This window comes from Nocardia sp. GTS18, from assembly GCF_013839555.1.
Lineage (GTDB): Bacteria > Actinomycetota > Actinomycetes > Mycobacteriales > Mycobacteriaceae > Nocardia > Nocardia rosealba.
Window position 1 is genome coordinate 53,313 of the sequence record NZ_JACBIU010000009.1, and the last position, 18,151, is coordinate 71,463.

The 18,151-nt window shown below is 68.2% G+C and carries 18 protein-coding genes; 9 read left to right on the forward strand and 9 right to left on the reverse strand.

Annotated elements, in window-relative coordinates:
- Window positions 1–35 precede the first annotated feature (35 nt).
- Both HYG95_RS11510 and HYG95_RS11515 read left to right on the forward strand, forming a co-directional pair.
- On the forward strand, window positions 36–539 hold the full coding sequence (locus tag HYG95_RS11510; protein WP_181697973.1) for a low molecular weight protein-tyrosine-phosphatase: 504 nt from the start codon (window positions 36–38) through the stop codon (window positions 537–539).
- Window positions 539–1,396 (forward strand): SURF1 family protein, encoded by an 858-nt coding sequence (locus HYG95_RS11515; protein WP_181697974.1) that lies wholly within the window; start codon window positions 539–541, stop codon window positions 1,394–1,396. Before HYG95_RS11510 ends, HYG95_RS11515 begins: the two co-directional genes overlap by 1 nt.
- 3 nt (window positions 1,397–1,399) lie before the next feature.
- On the opposite strand, the gene HYG95_RS11520 is transcribed toward HYG95_RS11515, so the two are convergent.
- Window positions 1,400–2,317: a cobalamin biosynthesis protein gene (locus HYG95_RS11520; protein WP_181697975.1), complete on the reverse strand. Its 918-nt coding sequence runs from the start codon at window positions 2,315–2,317 to the stop codon at window positions 1,400–1,402.
- Between the two features lie 110 nt (window positions 2,318–2,427).
- Here HYG95_RS11520 and sigJ point away from each other — a divergent pair, with 110 nt between their 5' ends.
- The 3 genes from sigJ to HYG95_RS11535 all read left to right on the forward strand — a co-directional run bounded on the left by sigJ (window position 2,428) and on the right by HYG95_RS11535 (window position 4,971).
- Window positions 2,428–3,366: an RNA polymerase sigma factor SigJ gene (sigJ, locus tag HYG95_RS11525; RefSeq protein ID WP_181697976.1), complete on the forward strand. Its 939-nt coding sequence runs from the start codon at window positions 2,428–2,430 to the stop codon at window positions 3,364–3,366.
- A gap of 198 nt (window positions 3,367–3,564) precedes the next feature.
- The gene (locus HYG95_RS11530; protein ID WP_181697977.1) at window positions 3,565–4,425 is read left to right on the forward strand and encodes an SDR family NAD(P)-dependent oxidoreductase; all 861 of its coding nucleotides are present in this window, start codon (window positions 3,565–3,567) and stop codon (window positions 4,423–4,425) included.
- Between the two features lie 51 nt (window positions 4,426–4,476).
- Window positions 4,477–4,971 carry a nuclear transport factor 2 family protein gene (locus HYG95_RS11535; protein WP_181697978.1) on the forward strand — a complete coding sequence of 165 codons (495 nt, stop codon included), beginning with the start codon at window positions 4,477–4,479 and terminating at the stop codon, window positions 4,969–4,971.
- Here the strand turns inward: HYG95_RS11535 and ald are convergent.
- Together ald and HYG95_RS11545 are read right to left on the reverse strand one after the other, a co-directional pair.
- A complete protein-coding gene (ald, locus tag HYG95_RS11540) occupies window positions 4,968–6,080 on the reverse strand; it encodes an alanine dehydrogenase (protein WP_067642215.1) in 1,113 nt (370 codons plus the stop codon). The two genes, HYG95_RS11535 and ald, sit on opposite strands and share 4 nt — an antisense overlap.
- 60 nt (window positions 6,081–6,140) lie before the next feature.
- The gene (locus tag HYG95_RS11545; protein WP_181697979.1) at window positions 6,141–6,740 is read right to left on the reverse strand and encodes a hypothetical protein; all 600 of its coding nucleotides are present in this window, start codon (window positions 6,738–6,740) and stop codon (window positions 6,141–6,143) included.
- Window positions 6,741–6,925: 185 nt separating this feature from the next.
- On the opposite strand from HYG95_RS11545, the gene HYG95_RS11550 reads away from it, so the two are divergent.
- Window positions 6,926–7,441 carry a gamma carbonic anhydrase family protein gene (locus tag HYG95_RS11550; RefSeq protein WP_067487266.1) on the forward strand — a complete coding sequence of 172 codons (516 nt, stop codon included), beginning with the start codon at window positions 6,926–6,928 and terminating at the stop codon, window positions 7,439–7,441.
- Window positions 7,442–7,754: 313 nt separating this feature from the next.
- Window positions 7,755–8,372, forward strand: coding sequence for a TetR/AcrR family transcriptional regulator (locus HYG95_RS11555; RefSeq protein ID WP_181697980.1), 618 nt, complete (start codon window positions 7,755–7,757; stop codon window positions 8,370–8,372).
- Here HYG95_RS11555 and HYG95_RS24820 read toward each other — a convergent pair.
- Entirely contained in the window at window positions 8,366–10,360 is a 1,995-nt protein-coding gene (locus tag HYG95_RS24820) for an N-6 DNA methylase (RefSeq protein ID WP_255495224.1), read from the reverse strand. The two genes, HYG95_RS11555 and HYG95_RS24820, sit on opposite strands and share 7 nt — an antisense overlap.
- Before the next feature lie 265 nt (window positions 10,361–10,625).
- On the opposite strand from HYG95_RS24820, the gene HYG95_RS11570 reads away from it, so the two are divergent.
- Window positions 10,626–12,437 carry a VWA domain-containing protein gene (locus HYG95_RS11570; protein ID WP_181697981.1) on the forward strand — a complete coding sequence of 604 codons (1,812 nt, stop codon included), beginning with the start codon at window positions 10,626–10,628 and terminating at the stop codon, window positions 12,435–12,437.
- Window positions 12,438–12,632: 195 nt separating this feature from the next.
- Entirely contained in the window at window positions 12,633–13,322 is a 690-nt protein-coding gene (locus HYG95_RS11575) for a nitroreductase (protein ID WP_181697982.1), read from the forward strand.
- A gap of 76 nt (window positions 13,323–13,398) precedes the next feature.
- Here the strand turns inward: HYG95_RS11575 and HYG95_RS11580 are convergent, their stop codons facing one another.
- From HYG95_RS11580 to HYG95_RS11600, 5 genes are all read right to left on the reverse strand, one after another.
- Window positions 13,399–13,854: a helix-turn-helix domain-containing protein gene (locus HYG95_RS11580; protein WP_181697983.1), complete on the reverse strand. Its 456-nt coding sequence runs from the start codon at window positions 13,852–13,854 to the stop codon at window positions 13,399–13,401.
- A gap of 77 nt (window positions 13,855–13,931) precedes the next feature.
- Window positions 13,932–15,377: an acyl-CoA carboxylase subunit beta gene (locus tag HYG95_RS11585; RefSeq protein ID WP_067487425.1), complete on the reverse strand. Its 1,446-nt coding sequence runs from the start codon at window positions 15,375–15,377 to the stop codon at window positions 13,932–13,934.
- Window positions 15,378–15,483: 106 nt separating this feature from the next.
- The gene (locus HYG95_RS11590) at window positions 15,484–16,734 is read right to left on the reverse strand and encodes a KasA/KasB family beta-ketoacyl-ACP synthase (RefSeq protein ID WP_067487248.1); all 1,251 of its coding nucleotides are present in this window, start codon (window positions 16,732–16,734) and stop codon (window positions 15,484–15,486) included.
- A gap of 11 nt (window positions 16,735–16,745) precedes the next feature.
- Window positions 16,746–17,045: a meromycolate extension acyl carrier protein AcpM gene (gene acpM / locus HYG95_RS11595; protein ID WP_019046010.1), complete on the reverse strand. Its 300-nt coding sequence runs from the start codon at window positions 17,043–17,045 to the stop codon at window positions 16,746–16,748.
- 82 nt (window positions 17,046–17,127) lie between these two features.
- Window positions 17,128–18,042 carry an ACP S-malonyltransferase gene (locus tag HYG95_RS11600; protein ID WP_067487246.1) on the reverse strand — a complete coding sequence of 305 codons (915 nt, stop codon included), beginning with the start codon at window positions 18,040–18,042 and terminating at the stop codon, window positions 17,128–17,130.
- Window positions 18,043–18,151 lie beyond the last annotated feature (109 nt).

The window sequence follows — 18,151 nt, forward strand, 5'->3', positions numbered from 1 at the left end:
CCCTACGTGGCGCCGCCTCGGCCCTACCGGCGACAATGGGAGCCGTGGGAGAGCTGCACATGACCTTCGTCTGCACAGGGAACATCTGCCGGTCGCCGATGGCGGCGAAGATGTTCGAAGCGCATCTGTACCGTGCCGGTCTGGCGAACCGCGTGCGGGTGAGCAGCGCGGGCACCGGATCGTGGCATGTCGGCGACCCCGCCGACCCGCGCACCGCCGCGACCCTGCGCCACGCCGGGTACGCCGCCGAACACATCGCCGCCACATTCGGCGACGAACATCGCGACGCCGACCTGATCGTGGTGCTCGACACCAGCCACGACCGGGAACTCGCCCACCGAGGCGTCCCCACCGAACAGCGCAGACTGCTGCGCAGCTTCGACCCCGCCGCCGACGGAGTCGACGTGCCCGACCCGTACTACGGCGACCAGACCGACTTCGACCTGGTCCGCGACCAGATCGAGGCCGCTGTCCCCGGCCTGCTCGACTGGGTGCGGGCCGAACTCGAGGCCCGCGACCCGGCCGCCGCGCGACGCTGATGCGCAAACTCACCTTTCTGCTGCGACCGAGCTGGCTGATTCTGGCGCTCGTCGTAGTCGCGTTCGCCTACCTGTGTTTCACGATCCTCGCGCCTTGGCAGCTGAACAAGAACAGCAGCACCGAGCACCGTAATCAGTTGATCGCCGACTCGGTGCAGGCCGAGCCGGTGGCTGTTACCGACATCCTCGCCGGTGATCCCGGTACCCATACCGAGTGGCGGAAGGTGATCGCCACCGGGACCTTCCTGCCGGATTCGACGGTGCTCGTCCGGTTGCGCCACCTGGACGGTGCGCCGGGGTATGCGGTTCTCGCCGCGTTTCGGCTCGATGATGGTCGTACAGTGCTCGTCGACCGTGGTCTGGTCGCGGCTGTCGACGGGACGCGGCCGCCTGCGATTGCCGAACCGCCGGGTGGGACTCAGCGCATCGAAGCGCGGGTCCGTGCGTCCGAAGGGGTCGTCCCGGACAAAGTGCCGAGCACGCAGGACGGGTTCCGCCAGGTGTATACCGTCGACACCACTCAGGAATCCACTGTTCTCGGTATCCCGCTGACGGCAATCCCTACCGGGACCGATAAGGGTGGTTATCTTCAGCTTGCCGAGGGGCAGCCGGGGGCGTTCACGCCTGTTCCCCTTCCACAGCTGGATGCGGGGCCGTATCTGTCCTACGGCCTTCAATGGCTGGCCTTCGGTGTGATGGCTCCGCTCGGGCTCGGGTATTTCGTGTTCGCTGAAATGCGGGCTCGGCGGCGGGAGCGTGGAGAGGGTGGGCCCGAGGTGTCCGATCAGATTGCTTCGACTTCTGAGGAGAGCACTACGGAAGCGCGTCTCGCCGATCGGTACGGCCGCACTCGCTGACGCTCACCTGCGCAGCAATGCCAGCGTGGCGCTGACTGCTACGGCTCCGATCTGTACTGCTTCCGACATTCGGACGGCTCTGCGGAGATCTTCGGTTTCGGGGGCGCGTCCGGTTCCCAGTGTCGGGCGTAGTTCTGCTCCGTAGCGGTATTGGGTGCGGCCTCCGAGTCGGACTCCGAGAGCACCTGCCATCGATGCCTCGACGACTCCGGCGTTGGGGCTCGGGTGTTTGCGCGCGTCCTGCCGCCAGGCCTGCCAGGCCTCCCCGGGGTTGCCGCCCACGAGGGGGGCCAGCACCACTGTGAGCAGTCCGGTCAGTCGGGCGGGGACGAGATTCGCGATGTCATCGGTGCGGGCGGCTGCCCAACCGAAGCGTAGGTAGCGGTCGTTGCGGTAGCCGATCATCGCGTCGAGCGTGTTCACCGCTCGATATCCGAGCAGCCCGGGCACTCCGGCCACGGCACCCCACAGCAGCGGTGCGACGGTGGCGTCGGAGGTGTTCTCGGCGATGGATTCCAATGCGGCGCGGGCCAATCCGTCGGCGTCGAGGACCGAGGGGTCGCGTCCGCACAGCGAGGGCAGCAGTTCGCGGGCGGCGTCGATATCGCCGGCGTCGAGCCGGTCGGCCATGTCGTGGCCGGCCCGGGCCAGGCTGCGGCCGCCTAGAACGGTCCAGGTGGCGAGGGATGTCGCGAGCAGGCCGCCGCGCGCGGCTACCGCACCGAACGCGAGGACCGAGCCGACCGCAACGGTCTCGTGCAGGATTCCGGCGCGGTGGGTGTCGGCGTAGGTTCGCTGCTCCAATGCCGCTGCCGCCGTACCGAATCCGGCTACCGGATGCCAGCGGCGCGGGTCGGCGAAGACCCGGTCGAGTGCGAAACCGAGCAGCAGTCCCGCGGCGGTCGAAATCCCCTTGTGCACCGGGCGAGGTTAACCGGTGGGGCAGCGATGTCACACCGGATGCGTCTGCTTCGTCGTCTACATGACAGCATCCTGGGCGACCGCCCACTCTCGACCGAACGGCTGGCACGATGACCGACACCGCGAACCTCGACCGTGCGGAACTGGCGCGACGCTTCGAGGAGCACCGCGCCTACCTGCGCAGGCTCGCCTACAGCACCCTCGGCAGCCTGGCCGACGCCGAAGACGTGGTGCAGGAGGCGTGGTTGCGGCTGCAACGGCAGCACGAGGCGGGCAAGGCGGACGAGATCGACAATCTGCGCGCCTGGCTCACCACCGTGACGGGCAGGCTCGCCCTCGACCAGCTCGGGTCCGCGCGGGCCCGGCGCGAACAGTACATCGGCGAGTGGTTGCCGGAACCGGAGGTCAGCACCATGGACGATCCCGCCGACCGCATCTCCCAGGACGAACGGGTCACCACCGCACTGCTGGTCGTGCTCGAATCGCTCTCACCCGCCGAACGCACGGCCTTCGTACTCCAGGACGTGTTCGGGATGTCGGGCCCGGAGGTCGCCGAGGTGGTCGGGCGCACCCCGGCCGCGGTGCGTCAGCTGGCCTCGCGTGCGCGCAAGCACGTGGAGAGCGGCACGCCGCGATTCCCGGCGTCGCCCGCCGAACAGGAGAAGGTGGTTTCGGCGTTCGCCCTCGCCTGGCGCTCGGGTGACCTCAGTTCGCTGCTCGGCGTGCTGGACGAGAAGGTGGTGCTCACCGCCGACGGTGGCGGCAAGGTGCCCGCGATCCGCCAGCCCGTGCGCGGCGCCGAGCTCATCGCCAAGATGCTGCTCGGCTGGTACCACGCGCCGTCGGCGACGGATGCCTGGGGCCGTGCGGTGCTCGTCAACGGCACACCGGGGCTGGTGGTGTTCGACGGCAACCACATCGGTGTCTTCTCGTTCGTCGTCGACGACGGCCGCATCGTCGCCATCAACGTGGTCCGCAACCCCGACAAGCTGCGCGACCTGCCGACCGAGGGCGCACCCGACTGGTACATGGGTCGCGCCGAGGACTAGGCGCACACCTGCGCGACGTCACCTGCGAAGTCGTCGCTCCACTTCGCTGAGCGGATGGCTTGCACACACAGGGCTTTCCGGTCGCCGGGTCGTCACCTTTCCCGGCTACCGGGAAGATCCCTGTGGTACTTCCGGCCCGTCCGGTTCAGTAGTGGAAGGTGTCGCACGGAGTGGCCGGTCGGGCAATGTAGGGAGTCGATGGTGGGTTCGGAACGAATCGTGGTGGTGACCGGCGCCAGTCGCGGCGCGGGCAAAGGCATCGCGCTCGCGCTGGGGGAAACCGGGGCAACGGTCTACGTCACCGGGCGAACGCGCAACGAAGGCGATTCCCCACTGCCGGGCACAGTGTTCGCGACCGCCGAGGAGATCACCCGCCGCGGCGGCCACGGCGTGCCCGTAGTGCTCGACCATTCCGACGATGCCCAGGTCGAGTCCTTCTTCGCGGGTCTTCGCGACGAGCACGGACGGCTCGACATCCTGGTCAACAACGCTCTCGCGGTACCCGACGGCCTGACCGAGAAAGGGCCGTTCTGGGAAAAGCCGCTGACCTTGCTCGACCTGCTGGATGTAGGTATGCGCTCGAGCTACGTCGCCACCTACTACGCCGCACCGCTGCTGGTGGCCAATGGCGCGGGGTTGGTCGTGAACACGTCGTCGTTCGGCGGCACCTGCTACATGCACGGGCCCGCATACGGTGCGGGCAAGGCGGCGGTAGACAAGATGGCGCACGATATGGCCGTCGACTTCCGTCCGTGGAACGTGGCGGTCGTCTCGATCTGGATGGGTCTGCTCGCGACCGAGCGCACGCTGGCCGCGTTCGCCGCGAATCCAGCTGCCTACGACGGTCTTGCCGCGACAGCCGAATCGCCGGAATTCACCGGTCGTGTCATCGATGCCCTCGCGCGCGATCCCAAGTTGATGGACCGTACCGGCCGGGTGCTCATCGGCGCCGAGATCGCACAGGAACTCGGCGTCGAGGACACCCGGGGCCAGCAACCACCTTCGCACCGGCCATTCCTCGGTAACCCTCCGGTGTTCTCCGACGCGGTCGTCGACTGACCTCGCGAACCCGACCACTCGCTCATCACACCACACCCGGGCAGGCAACCGATGGATCTCGCACAACGCATCGACACCCTCGAACAGATCGAAGCGATCAAACAACTCAAGCACCGGTACTGGCGAGCCTGTGACAACAAGGACCCCAAGACGATGCGGGACTGCTTCATCCGGTCCGGCGCCGACCTAGATTACGGCCGTATCGGCACCTTCGACGACGCAGGCCCCTTGGTCGAGATCTTCACCCGCATCGCGTTGCACAAGGTCGACGGCAAACACGTCGTCCTCGACATGCATCACGGCATCCACCCCGACATCACCGTCACCGGGGAACGCACCGCGACAGGCCGATGGACCCTGCGATTCCGCCAGGTCAATCTGATCGACAACACCGAGTTCGTCTCGACGGGCGACTACGACGACGACTACGTGATCGAGGACGGCCGCTGGAAGATGTCACGCAGTCATTTCACGGAGCGCTGGTCGATCACCCGCCCGCTCCTGGCGGACTCCGTCATCACCGAGGGAATCTTCGCGGAGCCCTAGACCCCGAGCGAATACCCGTGCGCGGCGGCCACTTCCGCCGACAGCAACTTCCCGTCGACCGCGGTGAGCCCGGCCGACAAACCAGGGTCGGCGGTGCACGCCCCACGCCAGCCGTTGTCGGCGATGGCCAGCGCGTAGGGCAGGGTGGCGTTCGTGAGCGCGACGGTGGAGGTGTGCGGGACAGCGCCGGGCATGTTCGCGACACAGTAGAAGAGCGAATTCCCCACGGGGAAGGTGGGATTCGCGTGCGTCGTCGGGCGGGTCGACTCGAAGCAACCGCCCTGGTCGACGGCGATGTCGACGAGTACCGACCCCGGCCGCATCCGCGCGACCAGCTCGTCGGACACCAGCTTCGGCGCCTTGGCCCCTGGCACTAGCACCGACCCGATCACCAGATCGGCGGCGAGCACGGCCTTCTCGATCTCGAGGGCGTGCGAGGCCAGGGTGCCGACCCGCCCGGCGAACCGGGCGTCGAGTTCACGCAACCGGGCCAGATTCGTATCGAGCACGCTCACCCGCGCACCCATTCCCACCGCGACGCTCGCCGCGTTGGTGCCCGCCACGCCACCGCCGAGCACCACTACGTCGGCGGGCCGAACCCCGGGCACGCCGCCGAGCAGCACGCCTTCCCCACCCATCGGCGCCATCAGGTGATAGGCACCGACCTGGGCGCTGAGCTTGCCCGCCACCTCGCTCATCGGCGCGAGCAACGGCAACGAACCGTCGGCCGCCCGGACCGTCTCGTAGGCGATGGCGGTGATCCCCGACGACAGGATCGCGTCGGTACAGTCCTTCGACGCGGCCAGATGCAGATACGTGAACAGCACCTGCTCGCGCCGCATCAGCGAATACTCCTGCGCGATGGGTTCTTTCACCTTCAACACCAGGTCGGATTCGGCCCACACCTGGTCGGCGTCGACCGCGATCCGCGCACCGGCGGCCCGGTAGTCGTCGTCGGCGAAGCCCGAGCCGACGCCCGCACCCGCCTGCACGAGCACCTCGTGCCCGTGGGCGGCGAGCTCCGCGGCGCCGGCCGGAGTCAGTGCGACCCGGAATTCTTGCGGTTTGACCTCGGCCGGAACACCGGAAGTTACGCCCGTTGCCGTCATTCACCCAGACTAGATCCTGTTTCGACGGGCCGCAGTCGAATCCGAGGCGTGTCCGGACCCCTACCCGGCAGGCGCCGCGACCACCGGGCTCGACGTGGTCTCCGACGCGCCGGCCGTCGCGGATGTCGACGGCGGCTGTTCGGTCGTGGTCGCCGGTGGCGGCGTCGTGGTGACGGGTGCGGCGGTCGTGGTCGGCGGGTCGGTCTGCCCGCATTCGTTGCCGTGTCCGCACTGGTCGGTTCCGCAGAACCGCTCGCCCGGCGGGCACCCCGGCCCTGTCTCGCCGCACTCGCCCGGCCCGCAGCTGTCGGTACCGCATTCCGGCCCGGGCACACAGGTGTGCCCGGGCGGGATCTCGGCCTGCGCGGGCGGCGCTGCCGCTGGTTGCCCGGGCGCTTGCGGCGCCGGGGCGGCAGGACCACCGGCATCCTGGCCCGGTACGCCCGGGTCGGTCGCGGCAGCGGGTGCGCTCGTCGATGTCGCCGGCGTACTCGTCGGTGCCGACGTCGTCACGGTCACCGACGTGCTCGGTACCGGGGTCCCGTCGGCGCCGCCGCCTTCCGAGGAGCATCCACTCACCACGAGCACCGGGACGACGAGCGCCGACAGCAGGCGCGACATCGCACGCAACCGGATACCCGTCCATCTGTGCAGCAACACTGCGTTCTCCTCCGGACGAAGTCCCACGACTGTCGCGGCGACTCGAATTCTTATGGTCGCTAACGGTTTTCGCGTTACAGCGGGGAATCGAGCGTCAACGCGCCGACCCCGGGCCACAGCGCCCGAGAGTCGGTGCCGCGCTGCCCGCCGCGCCCGGTGCCGACGCGCAGCGCGATAATCGCCGCATGATCATCAAGGTGAGCGGGTTCGCGCCCGAGATCGACGAGTCAGCATGGATCGCGCCGAACGCGACCGTGATCGGACGGGTGCGCCTGGGCGCCGAGGTCGGCGTCTGGTACTCGGCGGTACTGCGCGGGGACCTCGAACAGATCACCGTCGGCGCCCGGACCAACATCCAGGACGGGTGCGTGCTGCACGCCGATCCCGGTTTCCCGCTCACCGTCGGTTCCGGTGTGTCGGTGGGGCACAACGCGATTCTGCACGGGTGCACCATCGGCGACGACGTGCTCGTCGGCATGGGCGCCACCGTGCTCAACGGCGCGGTGATCGGGGCGGGCACCCTCATCGCGGCCAACGCGCTCATCCCCGAGGGCGCCCAGATTCCGCCCGGGTCGCTGGTCGCCGGGGTGCCGGGCAAGGTGCGTCGCGAGCTCACCGAGGCACAGCAGGACGGCATCAAGCTCAACGCCGCTGTGTACCTACACAATCTCGCCACACATCGGGACGCCGAAGTGTTGTGACGCATCACACTGAGCAAATGACCAGTAGGGAAACCTGATAACATTTGCCCTGCGTATCGCGACCGGTCCACCGAGTCTTCAGGGTCGGCACCGGTACGCGGGGCAGGAGGTATCACGGTGGCATACGCGCAGGTAGGTGTGCACCGATCCGGGGGCAGGCTCAGCGTGGCCGATATCGCGGCACAACCAGGCGGTATCGAGGCACTTCAGTGCCGTGTTCACGAATTACGTTCCCGGGGTGTGCATTTCGCGGCGAACGCGATCGAGCAAGAGATGGTCGCGCTGGATCTCCCACCACGGGGATAATGGGCTGATGCCCACTGTCTCGACCATCCTCGCGCGGATCCTGGAAAAACCCGTCACCGACGGGGAGAAACTGCTCGACAGCGCACTGTCGGCGTTTCTGGATTTCGGGATCAAACGGACAAGCATGGGCGAGATAGCGCGCCGCGCCGGCATCAGCCCGGCCACCCTGTACCGACGCTTCGAGTCCAAGAACGACCTGGTCGAAGCGGTGGGCGTGCGTGAGGCGCAGCGCTATGTCGGCGAGATCGATGAGCGGGTCCGCGCGGTCACCGAACCCGAAGACCGGCTGGTCGAGATCTTCGTCGCCTTCGTCACGACCATCGCGGGCAACGAACTGCTGCGGCGGTTGCTCGGCACCGAGCCGGAGATGATCCTGCCCAAACTCACCACCGACGCCGGTCCCATCCTGGCGGTGGGGCGCGAATACCTCGCCGACAAGCTGCGTGAGGTGCAGGCGGGCTCCCCCAACTTCGACCCCGACCTGGTCGCCGAGATCATGGCCCGGCTCGCCTTGTCGCTGGCACTGACACCCGACGGGCTGATCCCGCTGGACGACGCCGAAGCCGGGCGTGAATTCGCCCGCCGCACCCTGCTGCCGATGGTCGGCATCCGTCCCACCTACTGAGCGGGCACCCCGAACGCCTCGGCGACTGCCTCGTCGACGGCGGCATCGGATACCGGCACACCGCCCTCCATGAGCTCGCGCACGCGACGCACGATCTCGACCGCGGCCGGGCTGCCCGGATCTGGCAAGGGCAGCCGGGCGACGTACTGGGTGATCCAGCGTCGCCTGCCCGAATACAGACGATTGCCGCAGACCGCGTCGTAGAACCGCAGGCCCAGCGCCGAATTCGCCACGCCCATCAGGAGATACGCCAAGTCGGTCGCGGACTTGCCTGCGTCGAGGTCGGTGAGCGAGATCCAGTAGCAGTCGCCGTTCACCACGGCACCGGAACGATCGAGGGCGAAGCGGGGCCGTTCGCTGATATCGGGGAAGACGAGTTTCGGCGCGCCCCACAGGTGTGGTCGTTGCGGTACCCAGATCTCGTACCACTTGCGGCCGCCGTCGAGAACATAGCGTCGACCGGACAGCGCCTCCTCATGGGTGCGCAGATACTCTGCTGCGCAGGGAAATTCGGCCAGATCGACCGGGGTGCGCCGTGTTTGCCGCAGGTCGTAGGGGTAAAGCACTCTGGTGCCACGATCCTTCTTGATCTGCCACCGTTCGAGGTCGTGGTGAGTGATCAAGGGCTGCAGCAGTTCTCGTTCGGGCGTCGGGTCGAGGTCGTCCCAGCGGTCGGAGATGAACACCCGATCGGCGGTCGTCTTGATACCCACCCGGATTCGCGCCGTCTCGCCGAAGGTGTGCCAGGTTCGGTCGGCGATCTTGTCGAGCCAACGGTCGACGGCCGGGCGCGACATCCGCCAGACCGTCTCCCCGTGCGGACGTTCGTGATCACTGATCACCTGGCCGGCCGACGGCCCGTTCGCCGCTTCCCGCCCCTGCGATGCCAACGTCCCCACTTCAACCGCGAATACGCGTCCCCCAGCACCGACCAGGCAGTCGGTCTCCCCGGCTAGCGCGTCGAACAGCTCTGTACCGCAGCCTGTTTCGTCGCCAGTTCGCTCATAGACGGAGACGTACCGGCAACCGGCCGAGCTCTCGGCAACGTTCGCCGGATCGCTTCGCTTCGCGAATCCGCCGGCGGACAGGGAATCTCTGGGCACGATCGCGGGCGCCGCAGCACCGCCCGCCGCAGTGCCGGACGCCGCAGCACCGCCTGCCGCAGTGCCCCCCGTCGCAGTGCTGGACGCCGAGGTGGAAGCTGCGGCATATGCGCGCGTTCCGCGGTTCTGATGCGCGTTGTCGGCGCCTACACCGCTCGCACCGTCACCGGCTGGGATCGTGTCTTCGCCGGGAAACACGCGGGCATGCGCGACGCTCGCGGCTGATCTGGTGGCGATGGTGATCGCGGGGAGGACGGCAGCGGAGAAGAGTTTGGTGTCGCCGAGGTCGTAGAGCTCGACCGGGGTCAGGTCGGCGGTCAGGATGCGGCGCAGGTTGGCACCCGCTCGGGTGGTGAGAAACCTGTTGGCACAGAGCAATCCGAGCACGCCACCCGGCGCGAGGAGACGCGGCGCCAAGGCAACGAAGGGATGCGTGAGATCGATACGCCCACGGAGCCCGAATTTTCGGCTGAGCAGTTGCGCGGTGGCCCCGCCGAGCTGCTGCGTGCGCACATACGGCGGGTTGCTGATGATCAGATCGAAGGAGCCCTTCGCCAGACGCGGCGCCTTCGCCAGGAAATCCCCTGCCCGGCAGTGGATCTCGACCCCCTCGGCCGCGGCCCGCGCCACCGTTTCACCGACGGCGGCACGGTCCAGGTCGTACCCGGTGAGCCGGACCGCGACACCCGGTGCGCACGACACCATCTCCCGATGCACCGCGAGCAGCAGCTCCCCGTCCCCACAGGCCGGGTCGAGCACCCGCAACTCGGCGCCGCACGGGGCGTACAGCAGCGCCCGGCGCGCCAGAAACCGCGCCAGCTCCGGCGGGGTGTAGTGCCTGCCGTGCCGTTTGCGCTCCTGCGCATCGCGGGACTGCAACGCCATGAGTCCGATTGTGCCCCGCCACGCCCCGATTGCGCGTCAGGCGCGGGCTGCCATCGCCCCCGGCCACAGTCGGCCGCCCCGAACCGGCGCAGCGTCGACGCCTCCTCGCCGCGTTGCGGGGAACCTGCGTGGGTTGCCACCGGCGTGAACCGCACTCGGCCCGACTGCGCGTCATCGATGGCTCTTCGTGCATGGTGTGACCCGGCCGCGCCCGTGGGAATCGGGTCAGGACCGGGGCGGGGACTCGCGGTAGGGTCGGCTCGCTATGTTGAAATTCCGCACCGCCGCGATCGCTGCGGCGGCTCTCGTTTTATTGCCCGTACCGGCGCAGGCGGATCCCGCCGAATACGCGCCGACCATGATCATCCTCGACGCCTCGGGCTCGATGGAACGCCCGGATCGCGGCGGGACCATGATGGACGCGGCCAAACAGGCGGTGCGCACCTTCGTGGATTCGGCGCCCGCGCAGGCCTCGGTCGGCCTCACCACCTACGGCACCGGCACCGGCAACACCGAGGCCGAGAAGACTCAGGGCTGTCGCGATGTGCAGGTGCTGCACCAGCCGAACACCCTGGACAAGGCCGCGCTCACCACCGCCGTCGACGGCATCCAGGCGCGCGGTTGGACGCCGATGGGCACCGCGCTGCGCCAGGCCGCCGACGCGCTGCCCGATTCGGGGCCGCGCTCCATCGTGCTGGTCTCCGACGGTGACGACACGTGCGCACCGCCCGACCCGTGCGAAGTCGCCGCCGAACTGAAGCGCGCGGGCGTCGATCTCGTCGTGCACGCGATCGGTTTCGCCGTCGACGACAAGGCCCGCGCTCAGCTCACCTGCATGGCTCAGGCGACCGGCGGCACATACACCGACGCCGCCGACGGCGCCGCCCTCGAACGCGTCCTGCCTCGCGTGAGTTCCACCGCCCTGCGTAGCTACCAGGCCACCGGAACACCCATCACCGGCTCCACCGAGTACGGTTCGGCGCCGGTGGCGAAGGTGGGCCAGTACCTCGACACGATCGGTCAGCACGAGAAGCGGTACTACGCCGTCGATGTGCCCGAGGGCGCCACCGCCCACTTCACCGGCATCGTGTCGTTTCCCCGCGCGAAGGACGTCTCGACCACCGAGGACATGAACGCCCTCGAACTGCGGGTGCGCGATCGCGAGGGCACCGATTGCGGGATGCGCGAACGCGAGCTCGAAACCCGCTCCAGCGACGGTGTCGCCCTCACCGTCGCCACCACGTTCGACGGCGCCGCCGAGGCAGGCGGCACCTGCAGTGGTGGCGGCCGCTACTACTTCGAGGTGAACTGGGACCTGGCCTCGACGGGTGCGCCCGCTCGCCTGCCGATGGAGATCCTGATCGGCATCGAACCAGGCGTCACCGACCCCGGGCCTGCGGCAACCCCGACACCCGTCACCTTCACCGACCCGGGCGGGCCGGTCCAGCCGGTGACCGGCGGTGGCTCGTTCACCGTCGCGGCGACCTTGCCCGGCAGCGGAAAGTTCGGTGACACACTGCAATCCGGTGAGTTCGTCTTCTACCGGGTCCGCCTGGACTGGGGACAGGGGCTGGCCTATCGCGTGCAGTTCGCCGAGACCGGCGGCGCGAACAACACCTCGGCGGCGAACGTGGAGACCGTGCTGTACTCGCCGCTCGGCCGTGAGATCGCCACCGACACCAACGCCTACACCGGCAGATCCAGTGCCGAGCTGTCGGTGGAGTCGGTTCCGGTCCGCTACACCAATCGCGAGCAGTCCGACTCCGCGGTGAAACAGCAGGCGATCGCGGGCTGGCACTATCTCGCGGTGAAGGTCGGCCAGCCCTCGGGCGCGGATGCGATGCCGCCGACGCCGGTGCAACTCGACGTCAGCGTCTCGGGCACTGCCGAACCCGGCCCGGCCTATCGCGGCGGCGGTGACGTGCTCGGCGAGCAGAGCCAGGACCAGCTGGTGACAGTGGACGGATCAACGGCCACCACCCGCCCGTGGACTCGGTACGCACTGGTGGGCGCGGGCATTGTGTTGCTCGTCGGTATCGGCGTCGCCGTGGTCGTGGTCGTGCGCCGCCGAGCCTGATCCCTCCCGGATCCCATCTCGCGCCCCCGCCGCGCCGGTCGGCGGCCATGACGGTCGGCCGCCGACGGACTCGCCGATCAGAACCCGCCCCCGCCCGAATCTTCGTGGCGCGGGCGGGTTCCGCGTTTCCGCCCCGACTGCTAAATTGGTCTCAAAATGAGACTAGTTCTCACGACCTACCGAGGGAGCCGCGCGATGGCGCCGACCGATCACCCCGATTTCGCCGCTCTACGGCGCCTGGCCGACGAACGCTGGACCTGCCGCCAGTTCAAACCCGATCAGGTCGACCGCGCCACGATCGAACAACTCCTCGCCCTCGGACAGCGCACCCCGTCGTGGTGCAACACCCAGCCCTGGCAGATCGTCGTAACCGCGGGCGACGGCACCGACCGGTTCCGCAAGGAACTGCTGGCCCACATCCAGACCGCCGCCAACACACCGGATTTCGAATTCCCGGCCGCCTACGAAGGCGTCTACCGTGAGCGGCGGCGCGCCTGCGGATTCCAGCTCTACGACAGCGTCGGCATCGTCAAAGGCGACCACGAGAAGACCATGCGTCAGATGGTCCGCAATTTCGAACTCTTCGACGCACCGCACGTCGCGATCGTCACCTCTGAGGCCGACCTCGGCGTGTACGGCGCCATCGACTGCGGGCTGTGGCTGGAGAACTTCCTGCTCGGCGCCCAGGCTCTCGGCCTCGGCGCCGCGCCGCAGGCGGCCCTCGCCTCCTACTCCCCTTTCATCCACGAGTACTTCGACATCCCCGACACCCGCAAGGTCGTCTTCGGCGTCTCCTTCGGGTACCCCGACGCCGACCACCCGATCAACGGCTTCCGCACCGCCCGAGCGCCCCTCGACGACCAGGTCACCTGGCACACCTCCTGAATTCGAGATCACCACGCTCTAGTGGCGGCATCGCCCGAGAGGCAACGCCACCAAAGCGTGGTGATCGGTTGACCAGTCAGGCGACGCCGGTGATGCCGGGGCCCGCCTGCGGCTCGATATCGCGAGCGGTGACCTCGGCGTGGCACGCATCGCAGGTGAGGTGGACGTGGGCTTCGCCGGTGCAGTCGTGGTGGCGGTATTCGACCGGTGGGCCTTCGGGGGCCATGTAGGTGTCGCCCCAGTCGCGGATGGCCATCAGGATCGGGTAGATGGCGTGGCCTTTTTCGGTGAGGCGGTATTCCTCGTAGGCGCCGTCGTCGACGGGGCGTTTGACGAGGATCTCGTGCTCGACGAGGCGATCGAGTCGGTCGTGCAGGCGGCTGCGGGAGATGCCGAGCGCGCTCTGGAAGGCATTGAACCGGCGGACACCCGCGAAGCAGTACTTCAGGATCAGCAGGGTCCAGCGGTCACCGAGGATCACCAGTGGCCGCGTGATGGAACACGGGGCATCGGCAAGCTCCTCATAACGCACCCTGCCATTATGCGCCGCGGCACTGCGTGGACAGGAAAACGGCCGCCTCGACGACGGGGCGGCCGTTTCCGGTCAGCTCACAGCGGGATGTTCTTGTGGTGACTCTTGCGGGCAGGCGCCGAGGCCAGCGCCGCGGCGAGGGTGCTGCGGGTCTTGGCCGGGTCGATCACCTCGTCGACCACGCCGATCGCGACCGCGCGTTCCACTCCGCCCGCGATCCGCTCGTGCTCGGCGGTGAGCCGCTCGTGCAGCGCCTCACGCTCCTCTTCCGGTGCGGCGGCCAGCGCCTTCTTGTGCAGGATGCCGACCGCGGCCTTGGCGCCCATCACGGCGACTTCCGAACCGGGCCAGGCGAACACGGCGGTGGCACCGAGGGCCCGCGCGTTCATGGCGATGTAGGCGCCGCCGTAGATCTTGCGGGTCACCAGGGTGACGCGCGGAACGCGAGCCTCGGCGAAGGCGTGCAGCAGCTTGGCGCCGCGGCGCACCACACCCTCGAGTTCCTGACCGACACCCGGCAGGTAACCGGGAACGTCGGTGACCACGATCAGCGGAATACCGAACGCATCGCACAACCGCACGAAACGCGCGGCCTTCTCGGCGCTTTCGGAGTTCAGGCAGCCACCGAGACGCAGCGGGTTGTTGGCGAGCACACCGACGGTGCGCCCACCGAGGCGGCCGAGACCGGTCACCATGCTGCGTGCGTAACCACCCTGCAGCTCCTCGAACGACGACTCGGTCGCGCCGTCGGGCGACTCCACATTGTCGAGCAGCTCGTGGATGATCGGCTTCACGTCGTAGGCGCGCTTGGCCGACTCCGGCATCATCGCCTTGAGGTCGACATCGCCGTGCGCGGCCGCGACCAGGTCGAACTCGCCCTGCTCGGCGAACATCGACACCAGCCTGCGGGCCCGGTGCAGCGCGTCGGCCTCGTCGTCGGCGGCGATATGGCAGACGCCGGACTTCTTGAAGTGTGTGGTGGGACCACCGAGGGTCTCCATGTCGACGTTCTCGCCCGTCACCGAGCGGACCACGTCGGGACCGGTGACGAACACGCGGCCCTCGGGCGCCATGATAACCACATCGGTCAGCGCGGGGCCGTAGGCGGCGCCGCCGGCGGCGAAGCCGAGCACCACCGAAATCTGGGGAACGAGCCCGGACGCGCGGACCATGGCCTCGAAGACCAGCCCGACCGCGTGCAGCGCCTCGACACCCTCGGCCAGGCGTGCGCCGCCGGAGTGCCACAGGCCGACGACGGGGATGCCGGATTCGATAGCTGTGTCGATCGCGTCGACGATGTGCTTGCAACCCTCCACGCCCATCGCGCCACCCATGACGGTGGCGTCGGAGCAGTACGCGACGGTGCGAACACCGTCGACCTCGCCGATCGCGGCGAGCACACCGGAGCGGTCGCGGGGATGCAGCGGCAGGATCGTGCCGGGGTCGAAGAAGCGCTGGAGCCGGCCGAGCGGGTCACGCGGGTCGGTGACCGAATCCTGAAACGCGGGAGCAATGATGGTCATCGCGTCCACTCCTACCTTCGTTGTCGAAAATCTCTCGGCCTCCGCCGGATCACGGCGGAGGGTCGAACCATTCAGTTGGCCGACCCCCCACCGGGAAATCCGTGCGTCAGGCCCGACCGAAGGCGAGCGCGACGTTGTGCCCACCGAAGCCGAAGGAGTTGTTGATCGCGTACTCGATTTCCTGGCGACGGGCTTCCCCGTGCACCACATCGAGATCGATCTCCGGATCCTGGTTGTCCAGGTTCAGCGTCGGCGGAACGATGCCGTCCCGAATCGCGAGCACAGTGAGCACCGACTCGAGGGCGCCGACGGCACCGATCGAGTGACCGAGTGCCGACTTCGGCGCGTACACCGAAGCGTGGTTACCCACCGCCAAGTTGATCGCGTTCGCCTCGGCGGTGTCGCCGATGGGAGTCGCGGTCGCGTGGGCGTTGATGTGGGTGATGTCGCGCTTGGTCAGACCGGCGGTCTGCATCGCGCGAGTCATCGCCCTGGCCGCACCGGTGCCCTCGGGATCGGGAGCGACCAGGTGGAAACCGTCGGAGGTGATGCCCGCACCCAGCAGACGCGCGTGGATGGTCGCACCGCGAGCCTTCGCGTGCTCCTCGGTCTCGATCGTCATGAGCGCGCCTGCCTCGCCGAAGACGAAACCGTCACGATCCTTGTCGAACGGACGCGAAGCACCCTTGGGGTCGTCGTTGCGCGTGCTCATCGCCCGCATCATGGAGAACGCCGCGATCGGCACCGAGTCGATGAAGCCCTCGACGCCACCGGTGACGACCATGTCGGCGTCACCCATCACGATCATCCGCCACGCGTTGGCGATGGCCTCCGAACCCGACGAGCACGCCGAGACCGGAGTGACCACTCCCGCCCTGGCCTTCAGCTCTAGACCGACGACCGCCGACGGACCGTTCGGCATGACCATCTGAACAGCCAGCGGCGAGATCTTGCGATAGCCGCCGTTCTTCAGCTTGTCGACCGAGTCGATCAACGCGTCGCCGCCACCGAGACCGGTACCGATCGCGACACCCAGGCGGTCGTGGTCGACCTCCGGGCTGCCCGCGTTCTTCCACACCTCGCGACCGAGCACGGTCGCCAGGCGCTCGACATACGCCATACGGCGGATCTCGACCCGGCTCAGGAGGGTGTCGGGGCTGACTTTCAGGTGACCGCCGATACGCACCGGCAGGTCGTATTCCTCGATGAAGGAATCCTCGAGAACGTCGATTCCGCTCTCACCGTTGAGGAGTCCCTTCCACGTCGCATCGACATCACCCGCGATCGACGTGGTCGCCGCCATGCTGGTGACGACGACGTTGGGGAAATTCCCGTTCAAGGTGGAAGGAGTGGTCACTGGTTCAGCCTCTACTCGGCGTCGAACTTGGCCTTGAGCTCCGCGGCGGCGTCGGAGTTCTCCGCCTCGAGCTTCTGGATGTAGGAGACAGCGTCACCCACGGTCTTCAGGCTGGCGAGATCCTCGTCGGGGATCTTGACGCCGTACTTGTCCTCGGTCTGCACAGCGATCTCGACCATGGACAGCGAGTCGATGTCCAGGTCGTCGACGAAGGACTTCTCGATGGTCACCTCGGAGGGTTCGATACCCGTAACCTCTTCGATGATCTTGCCGAGTTCTTCGACGATCTGTTCCTGGGTCAGAGCGGCCACTTTGGTGGCTCCCTTCTTGTTTCTCATTTGTAGGGTCTTGAACAGCCGACGCACTTCGTCGTGCGCGACCGCCGGGGGAAAGCTAGCCCGCGGAGGTGAGTCCGGCCAACGCGGGGAGGTCTTCGGGAGTCTTGAGGGCGAGGTTGGGGGTGCCCTTCAGTTCCCGCTTGGCGATGCCGACCAGGGTGCCCGCCGGTGGCAGTTCGGCCACCGCCGAGACGCCCGCCGCGCGGACGGTCTCGGTGCACAGGTCCCAGCGCACGGGTCGGGTGACCTGCGCGGCGAGCTTGTCGATCGCGTCGGCGCCCGAGGTGACCGGTTGTCCGTCGAAGTTCGACAGCAGGGTCCGGATCGGGTCGCTCGGCGAGATCTGGGCGATGGCATCGGCGACAGCTGCCTGTGCCGGGGCCATGAAAGCGGTGTGGAACGCACCGGCGACGGGCAATGCGCGGACCCGTGCCTTCTCCGGCGGGTTCGCGGCGAGCTCCGCCAGAGCTTCCAGGCGGCCCGCCGCGACGATCTGGCCGACCGCGTTGCGGTTGGCCGGGACGAGATCGAGTTCGGCGAGCCGTGCGAGCACGGTGGCTTCGTCGCCACCGAGCACCGCGGACATGCCGGTCGGTTCCTGCGCACACGCCTTGGCCATCTCCCGGCCGCGGATGGCGGCCAGGCCGACGGCCTCGTCCGGGGTGATGACGCCCGCGACAGCGGCCGCGGCGAATTCGCCGACCGAATGCCCGGCGACGATCGTATCCGCAGGAAGGGTTTCGGGGGCGATTTCGGCGAAGGCCAGCAGTGCGGCCGCGACCACGAGCGGCTGCGTCACCGAGGTGTCGACGATCTCCTCCGCCGTCGCGGTGGTGCCGAGACGGACCAGGTCGAGGCCGGCGGCCTTCGACCACAGCTCGAGGCGATCAGCCGCACCGGGGAGTGCGAGCCAGGGCGTGAGCATGCCGGGTGTCTGGGACCCCTGTCCAGGGGTGAACAACGCGATCACCCCCTAAGAAAACACTGTGACCCCCGCCGCACGAGATGTCGGCGCGAATGAAGGTTTGGAACGCGTTTTGTAGGGGTCCCACAAAATCCGAGGTGGGGCGTCCGGATCG